General features: G+C 37.8%; 15 protein-coding genes. 6 read left to right on the top strand and 9 right to left on the bottom strand.

Annotated elements, in window-relative coordinates; all coding sequences use genetic code 11:
- Positions 1-410: 410 nt before the first annotated feature.
- Positions 411-881, top strand: coding sequence for an Lrp/AsnC family transcriptional regulator (locus AC0UMU_RS10085; protein WP_122337885.1), 471 nt, complete (start codon positions 411-413; stop codon positions 879-881).
- Positions 882-1,012: 131 nt separating this feature from the next.
- Here AC0UMU_RS10085 and AC0UMU_RS10080 read toward each other — a convergent pair whose 3' ends face one another.
- The 9 genes from AC0UMU_RS10080 to AC0UMU_RS10040 all read right to left on the bottom strand — a co-directional run bounded on the left by AC0UMU_RS10080 (position 1,013) and on the right by AC0UMU_RS10040 (position 12,040).
- On the bottom strand, positions 1,013-2,833 hold the full coding sequence (locus tag AC0UMU_RS10080; protein WP_278715097.1) for a peptidase U32 family protein: 1,821 nt from the start codon (positions 2,831-2,833) through the stop codon (positions 1,013-1,015).
- On the bottom strand, positions 2,830-3,747 hold the full coding sequence (gene metA, locus AC0UMU_RS10075; protein WP_022602142.1) for a homoserine O-acetyltransferase MetA: 918 nt from the start codon (positions 3,745-3,747) through the stop codon (positions 2,830-2,832). Before metA ends, AC0UMU_RS10080 begins: the two co-directional genes overlap by 4 nt.
- A gap of 125 nt (positions 3,748-3,872) precedes the next feature.
- Positions 3,873-5,489 carry an ABC-F family ATP-binding cassette domain-containing protein gene (locus AC0UMU_RS10070; protein WP_022389840.1) on the bottom strand — a complete coding sequence of 539 codons (1,617 nt, stop codon included), beginning with the start codon at positions 5,487-5,489 and terminating at the stop codon, positions 3,873-3,875.
- A gap of 195 nt (positions 5,490-5,684) precedes the next feature.
- Positions 5,685-6,419: a porin family protein gene (locus tag AC0UMU_RS10065; RefSeq protein ID WP_122304654.1), complete on the bottom strand. Its 735-nt coding sequence runs from the start codon at positions 6,417-6,419 to the stop codon at positions 5,685-5,687.
- Positions 6,420-6,430: 11 nt separating this feature from the next.
- Positions 6,431-7,609: a PCMD domain-containing protein gene (locus AC0UMU_RS10060; RefSeq protein ID WP_288641434.1), complete on the bottom strand. Its 1,179-nt coding sequence runs from the start codon at positions 7,607-7,609 to the stop codon at positions 6,431-6,433.
- A 316-nt stretch (positions 7,610-7,925) separates the two neighbouring features.
- Positions 7,926-8,864 carry a ribose-phosphate pyrophosphokinase gene (locus tag AC0UMU_RS10055; protein ID WP_009317595.1) on the bottom strand — a complete coding sequence of 313 codons (939 nt, stop codon included), beginning with the start codon at positions 8,862-8,864 and terminating at the stop codon, positions 7,926-7,928.
- Positions 8,865-8,935: 71 nt separating this feature from the next.
- The gene (locus tag AC0UMU_RS10050) at positions 8,936-10,651 is read right to left on the bottom strand and encodes an alpha-amylase family protein (RefSeq protein WP_288641433.1); all 1,716 of its coding nucleotides are present in this window, start codon (positions 10,649-10,651) and stop codon (positions 8,936-8,938) included.
- 15 nt (positions 10,652-10,666) lie between these two features.
- A complete protein-coding gene (locus tag AC0UMU_RS10045) occupies positions 10,667-11,488 on the bottom strand; it encodes a patatin-like phospholipase family protein (RefSeq protein ID WP_288641431.1) in 822 nt (273 codons plus the stop codon).
- 252 nt (positions 11,489-11,740) lie between these two features.
- Positions 11,741-12,040, bottom strand: coding sequence for a Dabb family protein (locus AC0UMU_RS10040; RefSeq protein WP_122337889.1), 300 nt, complete (start codon positions 12,038-12,040; stop codon positions 11,741-11,743).
- Between the two features lie 112 nt (positions 12,041-12,152).
- On the opposite strand from AC0UMU_RS10040, the gene udk reads away from it, so the two are divergent.
- The 5 genes from udk to AC0UMU_RS10015 all read left to right on the top strand — a co-directional run bounded on the left by udk (position 12,153) and on the right by AC0UMU_RS10015 (position 17,371).
- Positions 12,153-12,764 carry a uridine kinase gene (gene udk, locus AC0UMU_RS10035; protein ID WP_009317603.1) on the top strand — a complete coding sequence of 204 codons (612 nt, stop codon included), beginning with the start codon at positions 12,153-12,155 and terminating at the stop codon, positions 12,762-12,764.
- Positions 12,765-12,775: 11 nt separating this feature from the next.
- Positions 12,776-14,155, top strand: coding sequence for an MltF family protein (locus AC0UMU_RS10030; protein ID WP_288641428.1), 1,380 nt, complete (start codon positions 12,776-12,778; stop codon positions 14,153-14,155).
- 13 nt (positions 14,156-14,168) lie between these two features.
- Positions 14,169-15,026, top strand: coding sequence for an alpha/beta hydrolase (locus AC0UMU_RS10025; protein WP_022602130.1), 858 nt, complete (start codon positions 14,169-14,171; stop codon positions 15,024-15,026).
- Between the two features lie 234 nt (positions 15,027-15,260).
- A complete protein-coding gene (locus AC0UMU_RS10020) occupies positions 15,261-15,818 on the top strand; it encodes a DUF3332 domain-containing protein (protein WP_009317609.1) in 558 nt (185 codons plus the stop codon).
- Positions 15,819-16,816: 998 nt separating this feature from the next.
- Positions 16,817-17,371 carry a hypothetical protein gene (locus AC0UMU_RS10015; protein ID WP_270214860.1) on the top strand — a complete coding sequence of 185 codons (555 nt, stop codon included), beginning with the start codon at positions 16,817-16,819 and terminating at the stop codon, positions 17,369-17,371.
- Positions 17,372-17,515: the final 144 nt, after the last annotated feature.

Raw genomic sequence — 17,515 nt, 5'->3', positions numbered from 1 at the left:
GATTAAAAGAAAAACATTATTTTTGTAACGAGCTTCGAGCCTATTCAAAATTTATCCGGTTTTGTTTCGGGAATTTTTTTTAAGAACATATTTCTGTTTGTATAAAGTTAATAACGAAAGGCTTGACGAATAAAAACAAAAATAAAGCGAAAGGTAATTTAAAGAAAGCCCGAACAAATTATTCTATCGAAAATTTTAGAGTCTGTCTAAATTTTACTCGGGTAAGTTTTGAGAGTTTCTTTCGAGGATATTTTTCTGTTTTTAGGAGGAGGATAGCGGGCTATCTGACGAGGGAAAACGGGAAAATAGACCGGAAGAAAACGCAAAAATGACCTGATAATATTTTTTTATTGGAAAATTTAGACAGGCTCTTAAACAAGTTCCTATTATTGAATTTCAAAAAACAGACTATGAATAATCTGGTTAAAATAGACAAAGTCGATTTACAAATACTCCGCACGTTACAGGGAAATGCACGACTCACGCTCAAAGAACTTGCCGCGCAAGTAAGTCTTTCTTCAACTCCCGTATTCGAACGGCTTAAACGTTTAGAAAACGAAGGATACATCAAAAAATATATTGCGATTCTGGATGCAGAAAAGTTAAATCAAGGGTTCATTGTATTCTGCAACGTAAAGCTGAGCAGAATAAATCAGGAAATAGCAACCGAGTTTACCCGGATCATTCAGGACATTCCAGAGGTAACCGAGTGTTATAACATATCGGGAAGTTTTGACTATCTGTTAAAAATCCACGCACCCAATATGAAATATTATCAAGAATTCATACTGAACGTATTGGGTTCAATAGAAAGCTTAGGCTCGATAGAGAGCACATTTGTCATGGATGAAGTAAAACATAATTACGGTATTCATATTTAAAAAGAAAAACTGTCTCCCACAAAAGAAATCGCAAAAATGACCGGATAATATTTTTTTATCGGAAAGCCCTCAACACTCCTCATAAATCTCAGTATAGGTTAAAATAAACTATCACCAATCTATAAAAGGCTCTATTCTTTATAAACTCTCATCTCACATAAACGACAATCGAACTCAAGGCGTAAACGGGTATCTTTATAACATAAATAAAGCGGAGCTTTCCATTCTCCAGCACTTTTTTCACGAAAGCAATGTCCCGATTCGCGACGTATACAATGACGGGTAAACATTAAAGGTACATTATCTTGTACTTGTACTTCAAATGCAGGATCGATTTCCGAGACTCCATGTTCGGCATAAAATTTTCGCGCCTTTGCATTATAGACATTCCCAAGATAGGTCAATTTCGATTGAGGAAAAGGATAGATACCCTTAGCCGGCTTTCTTTTTTCTGTACGATATGCCTCTTTTCGAACTTTTAACAAAAGCTCCGCTCCTTGCCTACGCATATCCGCCAACAAAGAAGCCGGAATAAAAAAGTTTTCCGTAGCATTTAAAACGACTTTGTCCATCCGAAATGGAGTATCCCCCAATTTTCCCAATTGATTTTTCTGATTCTCAGATTGCGGACTCCTTGCTTTTTCTCCCGACCATTCCCGAGAAATGGAAACCGATACTCCGGTTTCATCCGTAATCAATAAGCACAGCTTTTCTAATGTGCCGGATAACTCCAAGTTTACTGCAATTCTCCTGTCTGCACTTTTTCGGGCAAGAGTTTTCTCAAATTCCTGATCATAGTTACGGTACAGTTTCGTTTTAATCCTTATCCGAGGCATTTCTGCCGGGAATATAAGATTTCCTTCCGCCCTATTCACTCGAAACCCTTCAAATATACCGGATTCATTAAAAAAACATATCCCATCTCCATTATTCAACTTTTGTACTCCGGCTACAGTTATCGATTTAGAGGAAACCTGTTTTACCGTACCTATATATTCTCCCATCGACTTAGGCGTATCAGGAGACGATATAGATCTCGAGTCTTTTTCATTCAACAAATACGGAGTAAAGCCTCTATTAAAACTCTTGTTCGGATCGGGAGTAAAAAAGAAATCGGTCTTTCCGGAAGAAGACCTCGCATACTCCGGACGACGCTCCAATATCGCATCTAACTTCTTGCGATACCAAGCCGTCACATTTTTAACATAAGACATTTCCTTAAGACGTCCTTCAATCTTCAAGGAAGAAACTCCGGCATCCAACAATGCCTCAAGGCTGTCGGTACGGTTCATATCTTTAAGAGAGAGTAGATGTTTATTTTTTTCCAATACCTTTCCGTCTGCATCCAGTAACGTATAAGGAAGCCGACAATATTGCGCACACTCTCCACGATTAGCGCTGCGTCCGCTCAAACAATGACTCAAATAACATTGTCCGCTATAACTTACACACAAGGCTCCATGTATAAAAACCTCCAAAGGAACTGTCGTATTTTCTGAAATATGCCGGATTTGTTCTAACGACAATTCTCTGGCCAACACTACCTGCGAAAATCCTGCATTTTCAAGGAAACGTACCTTTTCTACCGTACGATTATCGGTTTGCGTACTGGCATGTAAAGCTATCGGAGGTATATCCAGTTCAAGAATCCCCATGTCTTGAACAATGAGAGCATCGACACCGACAGAATACATATTGCCAATAATCCGTTCGGCCTCAAGCAATTCATCGTCTTTCAATATCGTATTCAACGCCACATACACCCGCGCATCATATTTATGGGCATAATCGACCAGTCGGGCTATTTCGGTCGTATCATTGCCCGCAGCAGCACGAGCTCCGAAACGAGGCGCACCTATATAAACGGCATCTGCCCCGTGATTAATTGCTTCGATACCGATCTCGGCATTCTTGGCAGGAGAGAGAAGTTCGATAGGTCTTGATGATATCATTTTATTTCCCGAATATCGTATGGTGTTTGCTGATATACAAAATAATTCAGCCAATTAGAGAACAAAAGGTTGGCATGCCCTCTCCAGCGAACCAACGGTCCTTCCTTCGGATCATTATTCCGGTAATAATTCAACGGCATCTCTATCGGTAACCCCTTATCCAAATCCCGACGATATTCCGTGTCTAAAGTATAAGGCGAATACTCCGAATGCCCGGTAATAAAAAATTCCCGACCTCCACGTGCCATAACCATATATACTCCGGATTCTTCAGACTCCGAAAGCAGGGTCAGTTCAGGAACTTTCTCTATATCGGACTTACGCACCTCCGTATGCCTGCTATGAGGTACATAAAATTCATCATCGAATCCTCTGAATATCGGATTTTGATGATCATACACTTTATGTTTGAAAATCCCGAACATTTTTTGCGGCAACGGATATTTAGGAACACCATAAAAATGATACAATCCTGCTTGAGCCGCCCAACAAATATATAATGTAGAAGTCACATGCGTACGTGCCCAATCAAATATCTCAGAAACCTCTTTCCAATAATCGACTTCTTCAAACGGCATCTGCTCTACCGGAGCTCCGGTAATAATCATACCATCATAATTTTCATTCCGCAACGTCGAAAAATCCTTATAAAACGTCATCATGTGCTCTACCGGAGTATTTTTCGATATGTGTCCCGATATTTTCAGAAAATCCACCTCTATCTGCAATGGCGTATTGGATAATAACCGGATAAGATCGGTTTCGGTCGTAATCTTCAACGGCATCAAATTCAATATGACAATACGCAAAGGCCGTATATCTTGAGTAGATGCCTGCTGAGAATCCATTACGAAAATATTTTCAGATTTCAATATCTCTACAGCCGGCAATCTGGATGGTAAATTTAATGGCATAAACGCGTCCTCCTATTCAATATGTGCAAAAGTAATCAATAAAGAGAGAAACTCAAAACCGCTTTTTCCCTTTATAAAAAGAGCGCATTAATAAATGCGCTCCAATAACCATATTTTACCATTTGTCATGATCGATATAACTTTTCACGAAGAGCTTTCACTCGTTCATCGGTAATATAATCGTCATAGTCCATCATTTTATCGATTATGCCATTCGGAGTAAGTTCGATAACCCGGTTACAAACTGTCTCGATAAACTCATGGTCATGAGAAGACATCAGAATATTTCCTTTAAATGCCTTCAATGTATTGTTAAACGCCTGTATAGACTCCAAATCAAGATGATTCGTAGGAGAATCCAAAATCATCGTATTAGCATTTTTCATCATCATACGGGCAATCATACAACGCATTTTTTCCCCTCCGGATAATACCGAAGCGCTTTTCAACAACTCTTCTCCGGAAAACAACATTTTTCCGAGAAACCCCTTTAGATACAATTCACTGGTATCTTCTGAGAATTGAGCTAACCAATCGATCAGGTTCATATCGGTATTGAAAAATGCCGAATTGTCAAGAGGCAAATAGGCAGTCGTAATAGTTTGCCCCCACTCAAACGTACCTTTATCAGCCTTAACCACATCATTTATAATTTCAAAAAAAGCAGTCATGGCACGAGGATCTCGAGATAAAAATACAATCTTGTCGTCTTTCTCAACCGTAAAATTCACATCCTTGAATAGCAAAGTTCCATCAACTGACTTTTCAAGCCCTCTCACTTCGAGAATTTTATTCCCCGGCTCTCGATCGGGAGTAAAAATAATGCCCGGATAACGACGTGAAGAAGGTTTGATTTCTTCGACATTCAATTTTTCCAGCATCTTTTTACGACTCGTGGTCTGTTTTGACTTTGCAACATTAGCACTGAAACGCTGAATAAACTCCATCAATTCTTTACGTTTTTCTTCAGCTTTCTTATTTTGTTGCTGTTGTTGACGCAAAGCCAATTGACTCGATTCATACCAAAAGCTATAATTTCCGGCAAACAACTCGGTTTTACCGTAATCGATGTCAACGGTATGTGTGCAGACTGAATCTAAGAAGTGTCGATCATGCGAAACAACCAATACCGTATTTTCAAACTCCGACAAATAATTTTCGAGCCACATAACGGTTTCAAGGTCGAGGTCGTTGGTAGGTTCATCAAGCAACAGGTTATCCGGCTTTCCGAACAAAGCTTTTGCTAACAAAACACGTACTTTTTGTTTACCGCTAAGATCTTTCATCATCATATAATGCAGATCTTCTTTTATTCCCAAACCACTTAACAAATTAGCAGCATCACTTTCGGCATTCCAACCTTCCAGTTCTGCAAACTTCTCTTCCAGCTCAGAAACTCGAATACCATCAGCATCGCTAAAATCCGGTTTCGAATAAAGGGCATCCTTTTCTTTCATTATATCCCACAAAACCGTATGTCCCATCAATACGGTATCCATCACGGTAAACTCGTCAAAAGCAAAATGGTCCTGACTCAATACCGATAACCGTTCACCCGGACCTAATGCAATTGTTCCGTGATTCGGATCGATCTGTCCGCTGATCGCTTTCAGAAAAGTGGATTTTCCTGCCCCGTTAGCCCCTATAATACCATAACAATTTCCCGGAGTAAATTTAAGATTCACATCTTGAAAAAGTACCCGTTTCCCGAATTGTATGGCCAAATTATTTACTGTTATCATATTTCGTTAATTGCTTCTTTTGTTAATTTTAAATCCGAATGTGACATATATCACGCATTTTTGCATGATTTTTCAAATTCGGCACAAAGGTAGTTATTTTTATAACATCAACCTAACAATGCATTTCCCGAATACGACAAAAGGCTGCTCCGACAGAGCAACCTTTTATGTATCTTCTCCTTTAGGACCGCTTATTTAAAACACATACGCAAAGCCGAGATTCATATATACATTATACATCTTAAAACTTATCGCCGTAAAGTCTCCGGGGAAAAGTGGGGTCAGACTCCACGTCAAATCACCGTAAACCGATAAATGTTTATACGCAACAAACTCTGCTCCAAGCTCAAGGCCTGCATTAAATTTTTTAATATCGTCAGAAAAATCATAAGTAGCATCCACGTTCATTTTCTGACTTAACGGATTCCCTTCCCGAATGTAACCGTTCCGTGCAGTTCCAGAAAAGTCTCCACGAGTCAGGATAGACAAGAAACCTCCGAATTTCAAATCCCACCGCTTCGAAATATCATATACCGCCAATATAGGTATCGTGACATAATCATTCTTCACTTTTGTCTCTACATCTCCAGTAAAAATTCCTTCAATATAACGTCCGTCATTCAACAGTCTTATCTGATAGTTCTTTACTTGAGCATCGGTTTCCATAGCCCGTGTCTCTAATCGAATCCCGGTCATAACTCCCCACTTCTCGGTCAGCTCCCGTTTCACGCTTCCTTCCAACGAAAAAGAAAGTGTCGGATTATAAGAATTAATACCTCGTATTTCGGCAGGAAGTCCCATCGGAGAAGTCCCTCCGATATTAATACCGGCCTTCACACTGAACTCATATTTTTTGGCCTCAGCTTCAGAAACTGTACCTATCAATAGCGACAGCATTGCTGCCAATCCCATTTTTTTCAGCGTCTTCATCGTATATTTTTTCAATTTTCTTCACATTCAATTTTTACGTCATCGATCCACAGAGTATTCCCCACTCCTCCTATAAAATGATCGCCATAAAAACTGGAAGAGAATACAATTGCAAGGCTATACTCATAATTTTTCAAACGATCGGGATCTACACTTTTCCCTTCTCTATATTTAAAATCGAATACATGATGTTTATATACACCTCCTGTGCCGTATTGATCAGAGTTGTCAGCCTGCTCATGCAGTCCGGCAATAGCAATAATAGGATTGTCGCCATCCTCTTTCAATATCGTATTTCCGTCAAGATAAGAAACTCCATATAAATTTTTTGCTTTTACATTATCATACAAAACAGCATATACGGCACAATAATCTCGACCGTCTCCATATTGCGTTCCATTGCCATCTTTATCGTAAGACATATTGATATTGCTGCCATCATACTTAAACCAAACACTCATCCGCAGAGGTTTTTTCCTAAAAGGTAAACCGAAATGCGTAGCTTTCATCGGTTCTTTCATAATATTTATCCCTTTAGACGTAAATTCTCCTAAAAACAGATTCCCCGCAGCAATCGGCATTCCCTGTGATGCTCCTAAAGAACCTGTTTTTCTGGTCTTTAAACAAGCTGCACCCTCTCCCTCATGCACATCTATAGAAGTCGCCTTAAACGTCGGATAATCTTTAGGTCCTCCACTTGCAACCAACGAGAAACCAAAATTTCCGGATGCCCAAATATACTGATCTACAGGAATATCTTCTCCTTCAACATATTCTACACTATGCTCATAAACCTCTTCCCACTTATTAACCGCCCAATATTCAAAATTGTAAACAGTCGGAATTTCTGTTTCAAGAAATACGACAGTATATGTTTTTTGCCAATTTTTATCTTCTGACGTCACAATATATTTCTGAGGTTTTGTAAAATCTAATTTACCGGTATTCACCGGAGCAATTGTTGCCCCCGGGGAAAGAGTAAAAGAAGGTTCTATATTTGTACGATCGACCATCCCCTCCTTTAGAAATACCGAAACTCTATTCTGATCTATTTTCACATTCAGCACACTACTCATATCCGGGATAGTAATATCCTCAATATCGGCTTCTACATTAGGAGCTTCATCTTTTATACAAGATGAGAACATAATGAGTAAGCCGAACAATATATACAACCATTTATTTTTCATATAATTACAATTTTATTTCCGAATAAATTACAAAGCAAAAGTACACCAAATTTCCGAATTAAAGCTCTAAAAACAATTATTACCCGTAAATCGGAACCGATTCATAAAAATAATCTTGTAACTATTACAAAACCCATCATTTATCAATGATAGATATCAAATTACAAATCAATTATTTACAACAAAACCACGATCTTTCTCGAAAGATATGATATTAAAGAGTTAAAAAACAATAAACACAAACTTAAAAAAAACCGTTTTATTTCTTTTATAAGAGAGATAAAACGGTTTTATACATGATTTTACAAAATTCCAACTATATAATATATTGAGAACTGATCGACTCATTCTCATATACTCTACGAATAGTATCTGCAAACATCTCTGCAATGCTTAATATGCGAACTTTAGGACAATCTTTATAATAAGGAATACTGTCGGTAAAGATCATTTCGGTCAATTTTGACTCATTTACCCGATCTGTTGCAGGATCGGACATAACGGCATGACTGGCAATCGCCCGCACAGAAAGAGCTCCCTTACTCATCATCAAATCTGCAGCTTTAGTTATAGTTCCTGCCGTATCTACCATATCATCGATAAGAATGACATTTTTATTTTCAACATCACCGATTACCGTCATACTCTCTACTTCATTGGCTTTTGCCCTGGACTTATGGCATAATACCAAAGGCACTCCGAAATATTTCGCATACGAGTTAGCGCGCTTCGATCCTCCGACATCCGGTGTTGCAATAACCATATTTTCGAGTTTCAGAGACTGAATGTAACGACTGAATACGGAAGAGGCATACAAATGATCTACCGGAACATTAAAGAATCCCTGTATCTGATCTGCATGCAGATCCATAGTGATCAAACGGTCGATACCGGCAACACTTAACAAATCGGCTATCAGCTTTGCAGCAATAGAAACACGAGGTTTATCTTTGCGATCTTGCCGCGCCCAACCGAAATAAGGCACTACGGCGATTATCGATTTCGCAGAAGCTCTTTTTGCAGCATCGATCATCAATAAAAGCTCCATCAAGTTATCAGAATTAGGGAATGTCGATTGTACCAAATAAACTTGGCTTCCCCGAATAGATTCTTCAAAAGATACTCCAAATTCACCATCCGCAAAATGCTGAATTTTCATGTTTCCCATTTCGCAATTTAAAGCGTTACAAATTTTTTCGGCAAGATAACGGGAATTTGTTCCCGCGAAAACCTTGAAAGGTGGTTTCTGGCTCATTGTGTTTTTAAAATAAATCCGATTGGTTAATTTTTTTGCAAAGGTACAATTTCATTTATTATTTCGACACATTAAATCTTTTTTTTTCGATTATTTGTATCGGTACATTTCCATATTACAGCTCCATAAGCTTTTACCGATGATCGGAACAAAACTTCAGGTGAAACGACTTTCTGGTCTACATCTCCCGTCAATAACTCTTTTGCCGAATATTCTCTTGCTGCCATATTCCACAAATCAAAAGCATGCTGAGGCAACTTCACCCCTACATCAACCGCCCTATCACAGAAATTTACAATAATAACCAGCAATTCATTATCCTTTTTCCGTAAAAATGCATATTGCTTGCGAGCATCAAAATGCGGATTGTCCCCATTTACATACATCAAGTCAAAAAAAGCGCCTTCTCTAATTGCCGCCTCTTTATTACACAACGTCAACACTTGTTTATAGCGGCGACGTAACTCTTTCTGTTCCGGTGTAAGACCGACTACGGAACATTTTCCTCCGGCATACCATGCACGAACCGAAGGTACGCTCCAATAATCGAAAATCGTCGTGCGTCCGTCTAATCCGCTGAAACCTTCGGCATCTGCAGCCGGCTCTCCCAACTCCTGCCCGAAATAAATCATCATCGGATTTACATTCATCATTGCCGAAACAATTAAAGCCGGATAAGCCCGAAAGGGATCTCCTGCAAAATTAGGGGATGCAATACGCTGTTCATCATGATTCTCAAGAAAATTCAACATGTGAGTTGTTATCCCATCTAAAGATTGCCAACAGCGGGTAATCTGAGAAGCTGCCGCATGCCCATTCACAATGCTGCGCAATAGATCATACAACCCGACTTTATCATAGAGATAGTCAAATTTACCGCCTTCGATATAATACCTGTATTCATGCGGATTATATACTTCGGCAATAAAATCGACTCCGGGATATAGTTCTTTGATCCGAGGAATCACCCATCCCCAAAACTCGACAGGAACCATTTCCGCCATATCGCAACGAAATCCGTCTATACCCTTACTGCTCCAGAACAGCAATATATCTCTCATTTTAAACCATGTATCAGGTATGGGATCGAAACATTTCCGACGGCCGTGCAAATAATCTACCCCATAATTCAGTTTAACGGTTTCATACCAGTCATTTCTATTGGGATAAGCTCCGAAACAATCATTTCCGGTTGCCTTGGCCGGATATTCCCTATACTTTTGGTCTCCTTCTCCTATATAAAATTGTGGTTGGAACTCTTGACGAGGAATATAATAGAAATTATTTTGGGAATCAAAATGAACCTCCGAATTATCATTCTGTCCCAAATCGATGACTCCGTCAGGTTTTGCATCGGAATGGTAACGGCGGGCAACATGGTTCGGAACAAAATCTATTATGACTTTCAACCCTGCGGCATGAGAACGCCCGACTAAAGATTCGAATTCCTGCATCCGTTCAGATATATTAACAGCAAGATCGGGATCGACATCATAATAGTCTTTTATTGCATAAGGAGAACCGGCCTTCCCCTTTACGACAAACATATTGTCCCGCTCAATCCCGTACTGGGTATAATCGGTTTGCGTGGCATGTTCAATAATGCCGGTATACCAAATATGCGTACATCCAAGCATTTTTATTTCACGCAAAACTTTCGGAGTAAAATCTGCCAGTTTACCGACTCCGTTCTCTTCTATCGTACCGTTGCATTTACACGCATCATTCTGATTCCCGAACAGGCGCGGAAGCACCTGATAAATAATCATCTTTTGTCTTCTGTTCATAATAAAAAGGATGTCCTATGTGCGAAAAGGAATTTTTAGATTTTTAAGATTTTCTTTATCTAAACTCATAACCTCTTGAGTATCTCGATACCCACAAGCAGCAATCTCCCTAAGATTCTCTATATCAAATATGTTATAATCTATAATTTCTTTAGTTTGTATAAGTATGTCACATAACTTCATATCGGCAAGCGTATTACTTTTGAAAATAAAACCGTATGAACGTTCTGCTATTCCGATAATCGACTTTTTGTACTCTTTCGCAACCATCGGATTCACATTTACTCCCATAACAATATCGCAAAACGGGCGGATAGGAGTAACCGGAAAATTTCTCAATACTCCGCCATCGACATAATGAACATTATCGATTATTACCGGACTAAACAACACAGGGATGCTGCATGAAGCGCAAACAATATCTATAACAGGTCCTGTAGCAAAGGTCTTGCTGCATCCCTGATCCAGATCTGTAGCTGTAACCATAACCGGAATCTCTAAATCTTCAAGATAACGAGCCCGCAAAACTTTTTTTAAAAAATTTCGAAAACGCGTTATCTTGAAGAATCCCGAACGAGGGATTGTTATTTCTGCCAAATCACTGAAATTAAGAGACGAAAACAAGTCTATTATTTCATCCGGAGTATATCCGTCGGCATACAATACTCCGATCAAAGAGCCCGCACTCGTTCCCGAAATAATATCGGGACGCACTCCCATCTCATCAAGGACCTTCAATGCACCCACATGTGCAAAACCGCGAGCACCGCCCCCGCTTAAAGCTAATCCGAAGTGATACGGTTTTATTACCGCTACATTTTTATCATTTTCTATCATGTAGCTAAGATAACAAAAAAAGAAAGACAATCCTATACGAGAAAATAAATATTCTTAGAGCCTGTCGTCTAAATTTTGCCCGGATCAGGTTTTAAAGAAATCTATAGAACAGTCAGTTTCCCTTTCGAAGGGAATCATGCCGATGCCACCAACATCGTTACAGAACGAAAAAAATGCAAAGATACCTTGACAATATTCCCTATAAGAAAACTTAAACAAACCCTCACCCATCGAAAAACCGGAAAAATTCCATCAGAATGTGTAATCGACACAAGCCCTTCCCTCCTTTATATCTTTTATAATTTGGGTCGCTGCCACATGGTCGGGATGCACCGCATAATTTGCCAGATCTTCCATCGAATCGAATTCCGTAACAAGGCACATATCAAAATCCTCTTTCGTATTCTCATTTATTCCAACTTCTATAAAACGCAAAAAAGGTATCTTATCTTTTAATGCCTCCAAAGCAGATTTAAACTCTCGCATCGTAGCTTTTACCGATGCAATATCTCCCGTTTTTTTGAACTTAAATAAAACTATGTGCTTTACCATAATCAAATTTATTATATTTGTAAATATTTTTCGGTTTCCGGATTTTTAAAAGTCCGGATATATTCACCGCGAATGCAAAAATAAATATTATTTTGTCGTTATCTGAAATTATATGCTAATTATTGGTATTGCCGGCGGAACAGGATCCGGGAAAACGACCGTTGTCCGCAAAATTATACAAAGTTTACCGGAAGGTGAAGTAACCGTAATTCCTCAAGACTCATATTATAGGGATAATAGCAATTTACCCCTGGAGGAACGCCTGAAACTCAACTTCGACGAGCCGGCAGCCATAGAGTTCGAATTACTTGTCAATCAACTGAAAGATTTAAAAGCCGGCAAACCGGTCGAACAACCGATCTATTCATATCTAACATGCACTCGGTCTAAAGAAACGATTCCGATCCAACCGAGAGACGTGATTATTGTCGAAGGTATTTTGATACTTTGCGATGAAGAGTTACGCAATATGATGGATATGAAAGTATTTGTCGATGCAGATGCGGACGATCGGCTTATCCGGGTTATCAATAGAGATATTATAGAACGGGGACGTACCGTGGAAATGGTAATAGACCGATATGAAAAGGTACTGAAACCTATGCATTTGCAACATATAGAACCAACAAAACGATATGCCGATCTAATTATACCTCAAGGTGGAAACAACCTTGTTGCAATCGATATTCTGACAAATTTTATAGCCCATAAACTGAATCCTTAATCAAGCCCGATATGGTAAGAATAACGGCTTACATACTTTTGTTTCTGTTTCTATTTTCTTGCCAACATGGAAAAAAAGAAAAGAATCAGGAGTTAAATGATCTGGAATCGATCAAGAAAAAAGGTGAATTGACCGTACTCACATTATACAGCTCAACTTCTTATTTCTTGTACCGTGGTGAAGAAATGGGATACGAATACGAATTGATCAAACAATTTGCCGAATCGGAAGGATTAAAGACCAAAATAGTTGTTGCGGAAAATATCGGAAAACTGGTCGAAATGCTGCAAAAGGGGGAAGGAGATATTATTGCTTATGATATCCCGATCACAGGTGACTTAAAAGACCGATTACTCTATTGCGGGCCTGAAATAATTACTCACCAGGTCCTTATCCAACGAATAGAAAAAAATAAGACATTATTACGCAATGTTACCGAACTTGTCGGAAAAGACATATATGTAGAAAAAGATTCGAAATATGAAACCCGTATCAATAATCTGAATAGTGAACTGGGAGGAGGAATCAAAATACACTTAATGAATAAAGACACCATTATTACCGAAGATTTGATAGAAATGGTGGCTAACGGTAAAATAGATTATGCCCTCGCCGATAATAACATAGCCCGTCTCAATAAAACTTATTATAATAATATAGACATAAAATTGAATATCAGTTTTCCTCAACGGTCGGCTTGGGCGGTCAGGACAAACGAGCCTGAACTGGCAAAAGCTATTGACAAATGGGCTGAAAATAATACAAAAAGCCCTAAATACAAGGAAATTTTAAAACGATATTTCGAACTAAGCAAGAACTCTCCGATACCTGAAGTTTTATCTATAAAAAAGGGACAAATCTCTGTATATGATCCTCTATTTAAGAAATATGCAAAAGAACAAGGCTGGGACTGGCGATTGATAGCAGCTCAAGCTTACCATGAATCGAGATTTGACACATCGGTGGTATCATGGGCCGGAGCTAAAGGACTAATGCAAATTATGCCTCGTACCGCAAGAAGCAACGGTTTAGCAGACAAAGACATACAAAATCCGGAAAAAAATATCGCAACCGCAATAAAAATAATGGCATCTTTAGAACGGAGTTTTTCGACAATAGAAGATCCTCAAGAACGCATGAAGTTTATTCTGGCTTCATACAACTCCGGAATAGGGCATGTCCTCGACGCCATCGCTTTAGCGAAAAAGTACGGCAAAGATCCACAAAAATGGGACGGAAATGTTGCTGAATATATTCTGCTGAAAAGCAATCCCGAATATTTCAATGATGAGGTCTGCAAATTCGGATATTTCAGAGGACGCGAAACATATAGCTACGTAAATAAAGTCTTGAAACTATACGAATATTACAAAAGTAAAATAAAAGCTTAACGACTCTAAATTTATGAAATGGATATTCTCTATTATAGCATTATTTTTTAATACAATGATCTTCTCTCAAAATCCATTCACGATACCGGTGTGGCCTAATGGCGCAAAAGAAAATAACGGTATTATTCTCCCTGAAAAAATAATTGAAGGAGGCAGATTGTTAAACAGTCACACTGCAGAAATGTATGTTTACCTACCCGATAAAAAAATCAACACAGGAACAGCTATCTTAATTTGTCCGGGAGGAGGATATGCTCGTCAAGCAATGCAACATGAAGGTCATGATTTTGCAAAACTTCTTACCCGAAAAGGCATTGCCGGAATAGTCTTAAAATACAGGCTGCCCAACGGACATGCCGACATACCGCTTTCTGATACTAAAGAAGCGATGAATATCATTCGACAAAATGCATCAGAATGGGACATAAAGGCTAACCAAATAGGTATAAGCGGTTTTTCTGCCGGAGGCCATTTAGCAGCCACTTTAGGGACACATTTCGATAAACAAAATCGTCCGGATTTCATGATTCTTTTCTATCCGGTCATTACTATGGATAATAACTTAACTCATAAAGGAAGTAAAGAAAATCTATTAGGGAAAGGAATAGAAAACGACAATTTTTCGAACGAAAAACAAATCTCCCCGACAACACCGCCGACATTGCTTTTGCTGAGTGATGACGACAAATCTGTTCATCCAGCAAACAGTACTCTATTTTATAACGAACTCAAACAAAAAGGCATCAATGCTTCTATGTATATTTTCCCGTCCGGAGGACATGGTTGGGGATGCAATACAAATTTTGCTTATTATAAAATATGGCAAGATCTTCTTTTCGATTGGTTACGGCATCAAAAATTTATCAGATAAAAATAATCAAATACCGGTATCTATAAAAAATTAAAACAAAAGCGGATTTAAGGGCCTGTCTAAATTTTTACAATAAAAAATACTAATAATATTGATCTATATCATAACAAATCATTGTTTATTAGTTGCATTTATCTAATGTTTATCTTATATTTGCAATAAAACGAACAATTATTATTATAATGTGTTAATTAAGCAAAGAGTACTAATAAACTATTTTTAATTCATACAATTATGAAAAGAAACAAATTGACTATGGCTGTAGTCGTATTACTTTGCGGCAGCCTGATGTTTTCCTCTTGTATAGGATCTTTTGGATTGACAAACAAGCTCCTCGGATGGAATAAAGGTGTAGGAGGAAACAAATTTGTAAGTGAACTTGTGTTTTTTGCATTCTGGGTTCTTCCGGTATACGAAATTTCTCTATTGGCCGATGTCGTAGTATTGAACTCTGTCGAATTCTGGTCAGGTTCTAATCCCATCGCAGATAATACTCAACAGATCAAAGGTGAAAACGGTCATGAATATTTAGTAAAAACACACGAAAACGGATACACCATTACCGATGAAACCGCGAACAAGACTTTTGAACTCGTATTCGACGATAGCGACAAATCTTGGTCGGTAGAAGCAAACGGACAGAGTACAAAATTTATGACATTCATCGATGATAACCATGTAAATATGTATAATGCAAACGGGGAGACTATGACTGTAGAACTTTCTAAAGCAGGAGTTATGGCTTATCAAGATATGATAAAAAATAATACTGCAGTTTTTGCTTGCAAATAAATTTGTAATAGTAATAGAGGGTGTGCCAAAATATTGTATATTCAAGTACATTTTGACACACCCTCAAATAATATGAAAAACAGTAGTAAAAAAACAAACTTCGTTCCGATTACGTAGAGACTTATTATATTATAGGTATTACAGGAAAAAGCGAAAAAAACATTAGAAGTATAAACAACTTGTTGAAAACGCATTGATGAATACAGTGTATTCAGAACCAAATAAGAACACCGTTGCAACCATAATGGAAACATGCACAGGCAAATTTGCTGGTATGACAAACACAAGCAGTATGGAAGCCTTTATAAAGTCCTGTGAATGATAAAAAATACTACGTTACTCAACACATAATACCCAAAGACTTCAAAAGGTATCGAATAACCCGAGTAAGTTGGAAAAGTTGCTGAAAGCATTCCGGATACTGGAGAATAGAGTAGAATTGCCTGCCGAATACAAGGCTCACATGCTGAAAGGAGAACATGAATGCCATATCGAGTGAATTTTCTTTTGACACGGATAGATATGAAGAATAATGTAATCAAATCAGCCGTCGATAGCAGGTGTAAATGAAGAAAGGAATGTTACCGCTGAAAGAGTTGGAGAAACATACATAAAAGCAAATAACGAGACATGTAAAGTAACGGGTTGCATATACCTAATAGAGATTCAAATTCTAATTCCCTTACGTATTCAGACCAAATTAAATCGTTAAGATATAATTGCAAATCAAAATCAACAACGAAATATGATTATTCAAAAGAGTTAAACTCTTTATTAAATAAATTCGATAAACAAATACAAAAGCCGTAATTTAATAATCAAATAATTATTTCTTCAATATTAAAAAGGAGCTTACAAAATGCCGGTAGGCTCTTTTTCTAATAGGTTACCACAGCAAATTTCAGATAGGGCAATTGATACTTTCATATAAATTGCTATATTTGTAAAAAGAGTTACTATACAGGATTTATGATGTGAGGATCTAAAACTTACTCGATATGAAAAAGGCATTGTTCATTTGCGGATTTTTGATGCTTGTAATGTCGTCTTTCTCACAAAAGGAAGTAGAGTTTTTCTTACAATCAAACGGGAGTTTTCTTACAGCAGACAGTTCGGATTATGTTGTAGTTCCGTTTGAGGGGAAAACAGCAAGTGAACTCTATTCTATGGTAAAGTCCAATGCCATGTCACTTTATAGAGACCCTAAAGAGGTGATGAGTGAAGATGAGAATGTTGCAATTAAAATATGTGAATTAAAAAATATTGATGAGAATCTTTATTATGATTATTACGGAGATTGTAGTTTCTTGTTTCAATTTAAAGACGGGAAAATAAAAGTTGATGCGCCCTCTGTCAGTAATCAAGTATATGATAAAGAGAGTAAGAGTTATAAGTCATTTTATTTTCATGTTAGAAGTTTATTTACAAGGGAAGGAACAGTTAAACCAAGAAAATTAAAGCATAAACTTAGGATTGAAGACAGTATTAATTATTCGATTAACTATTTGTTAGGTTTTTATCAAAAGAACACAGATAAAGATAATAATTGGTAATCGTGTATATTTGACCACAAAAAATATATCATAAGATATTATTTTTTTAAGAAGTGTTTTTAGGGAGATTCAGTAAATAGTATAAAATCAGCCAACTAATTCATACACAAAATGTTGCGAATTAGCTGGCTTTTTTGTATCTTT

This window comes from Coprobacter fastidiosus (assembly GCF_982245605.1).
Note: the sequence above shows the minus strand (reverse complement) of the source record. Positions and strands in the feature narration are given on the sequence as shown.

What these genes read in the sequence shown, in the direction of transcription:
- udk (WP_009317603.1), top strand. Translation starts at nt 12,153, where the DNA reads ATGCTAATTATTGGTATTGCCGGCGGAACAGGATCCGGGAAAACGACC.
- AC0UMU_RS10065 (WP_122304654.1), bottom strand. Translation starts at nt 6,419, where the DNA reads ATGAAGACGCTGAAAAAAATGGGATTGGCAGCAATGCTGTCGCTATTG.
- metA (WP_022602142.1), bottom strand. Translation starts at nt 3,747, where the DNA reads ATGCCATTAAATTTACCATCCAGATTGCCGGCTGTAGAGATATTGAAA.
- AC0UMU_RS10030 (WP_288641428.1), top strand. Translation starts at nt 12,776, where the DNA reads ATGGTAAGAATAACGGCTTACATACTTTTGTTTCTGTTTCTATTTTCT.
- AC0UMU_RS10040 (WP_122337889.1), bottom strand. Translation starts at nt 12,040, where the DNA reads ATGGTAAAGCACATAGTTTTATTTAAGTTCAAAAAAACGGGAGATATT.
- AC0UMU_RS10050 (WP_288641433.1), bottom strand. Translation starts at nt 10,651, where the DNA reads ATGAACAGAAGACAAAAGATGATTATTTATCAGGTGCTTCCGCGCCTG.
- AC0UMU_RS10080 (WP_278715097.1), bottom strand. Translation starts at nt 2,833, where the DNA reads ATGATATCATCAAGACCTATCGAACTTCTCTCTCCTGCCAAGAATGCC.
- AC0UMU_RS10055 (WP_009317595.1), bottom strand. Translation starts at nt 8,864, where the DNA reads ATGAGCCAGAAACCACCTTTCAAGGTTTTCGCGGGAACAAATTCCCGT.
- AC0UMU_RS10020 (WP_009317609.1), top strand. Translation starts at nt 15,261, where the DNA reads ATGAAAAGAAACAAATTGACTATGGCTGTAGTCGTATTACTTTGCGGC.
- AC0UMU_RS10045 (WP_288641431.1), bottom strand. Translation starts at nt 11,488, where the DNA reads ATGATAGAAAATGATAAAAATGTAGCGGTAATAAAACCGTATCACTTC.
- AC0UMU_RS10015 (WP_270214860.1), top strand. Translation starts at nt 16,817, where the DNA reads ATGAAAAAGGCATTGTTCATTTGCGGATTTTTGATGCTTGTAATGTCG.
- AC0UMU_RS10085 (WP_122337885.1), top strand. Translation starts at nt 411, where the DNA reads ATGAATAATCTGGTTAAAATAGACAAAGTCGATTTACAAATACTCCGC.
- AC0UMU_RS10070 (WP_022389840.1), bottom strand. Translation starts at nt 5,489, where the DNA reads ATGATAACAGTAAATAATTTGGCCATACAATTCGGGAAACGGGTACTT.
- AC0UMU_RS10060 (WP_288641434.1), bottom strand. Translation starts at nt 7,609, where the DNA reads ATGAAAAATAAATGGTTGTATATATTGTTCGGCTTACTCATTATGTTC.
- AC0UMU_RS10025 (WP_022602130.1), top strand. Translation starts at nt 14,169, where the DNA reads ATGAAATGGATATTCTCTATTATAGCATTATTTTTTAATACAATGATC.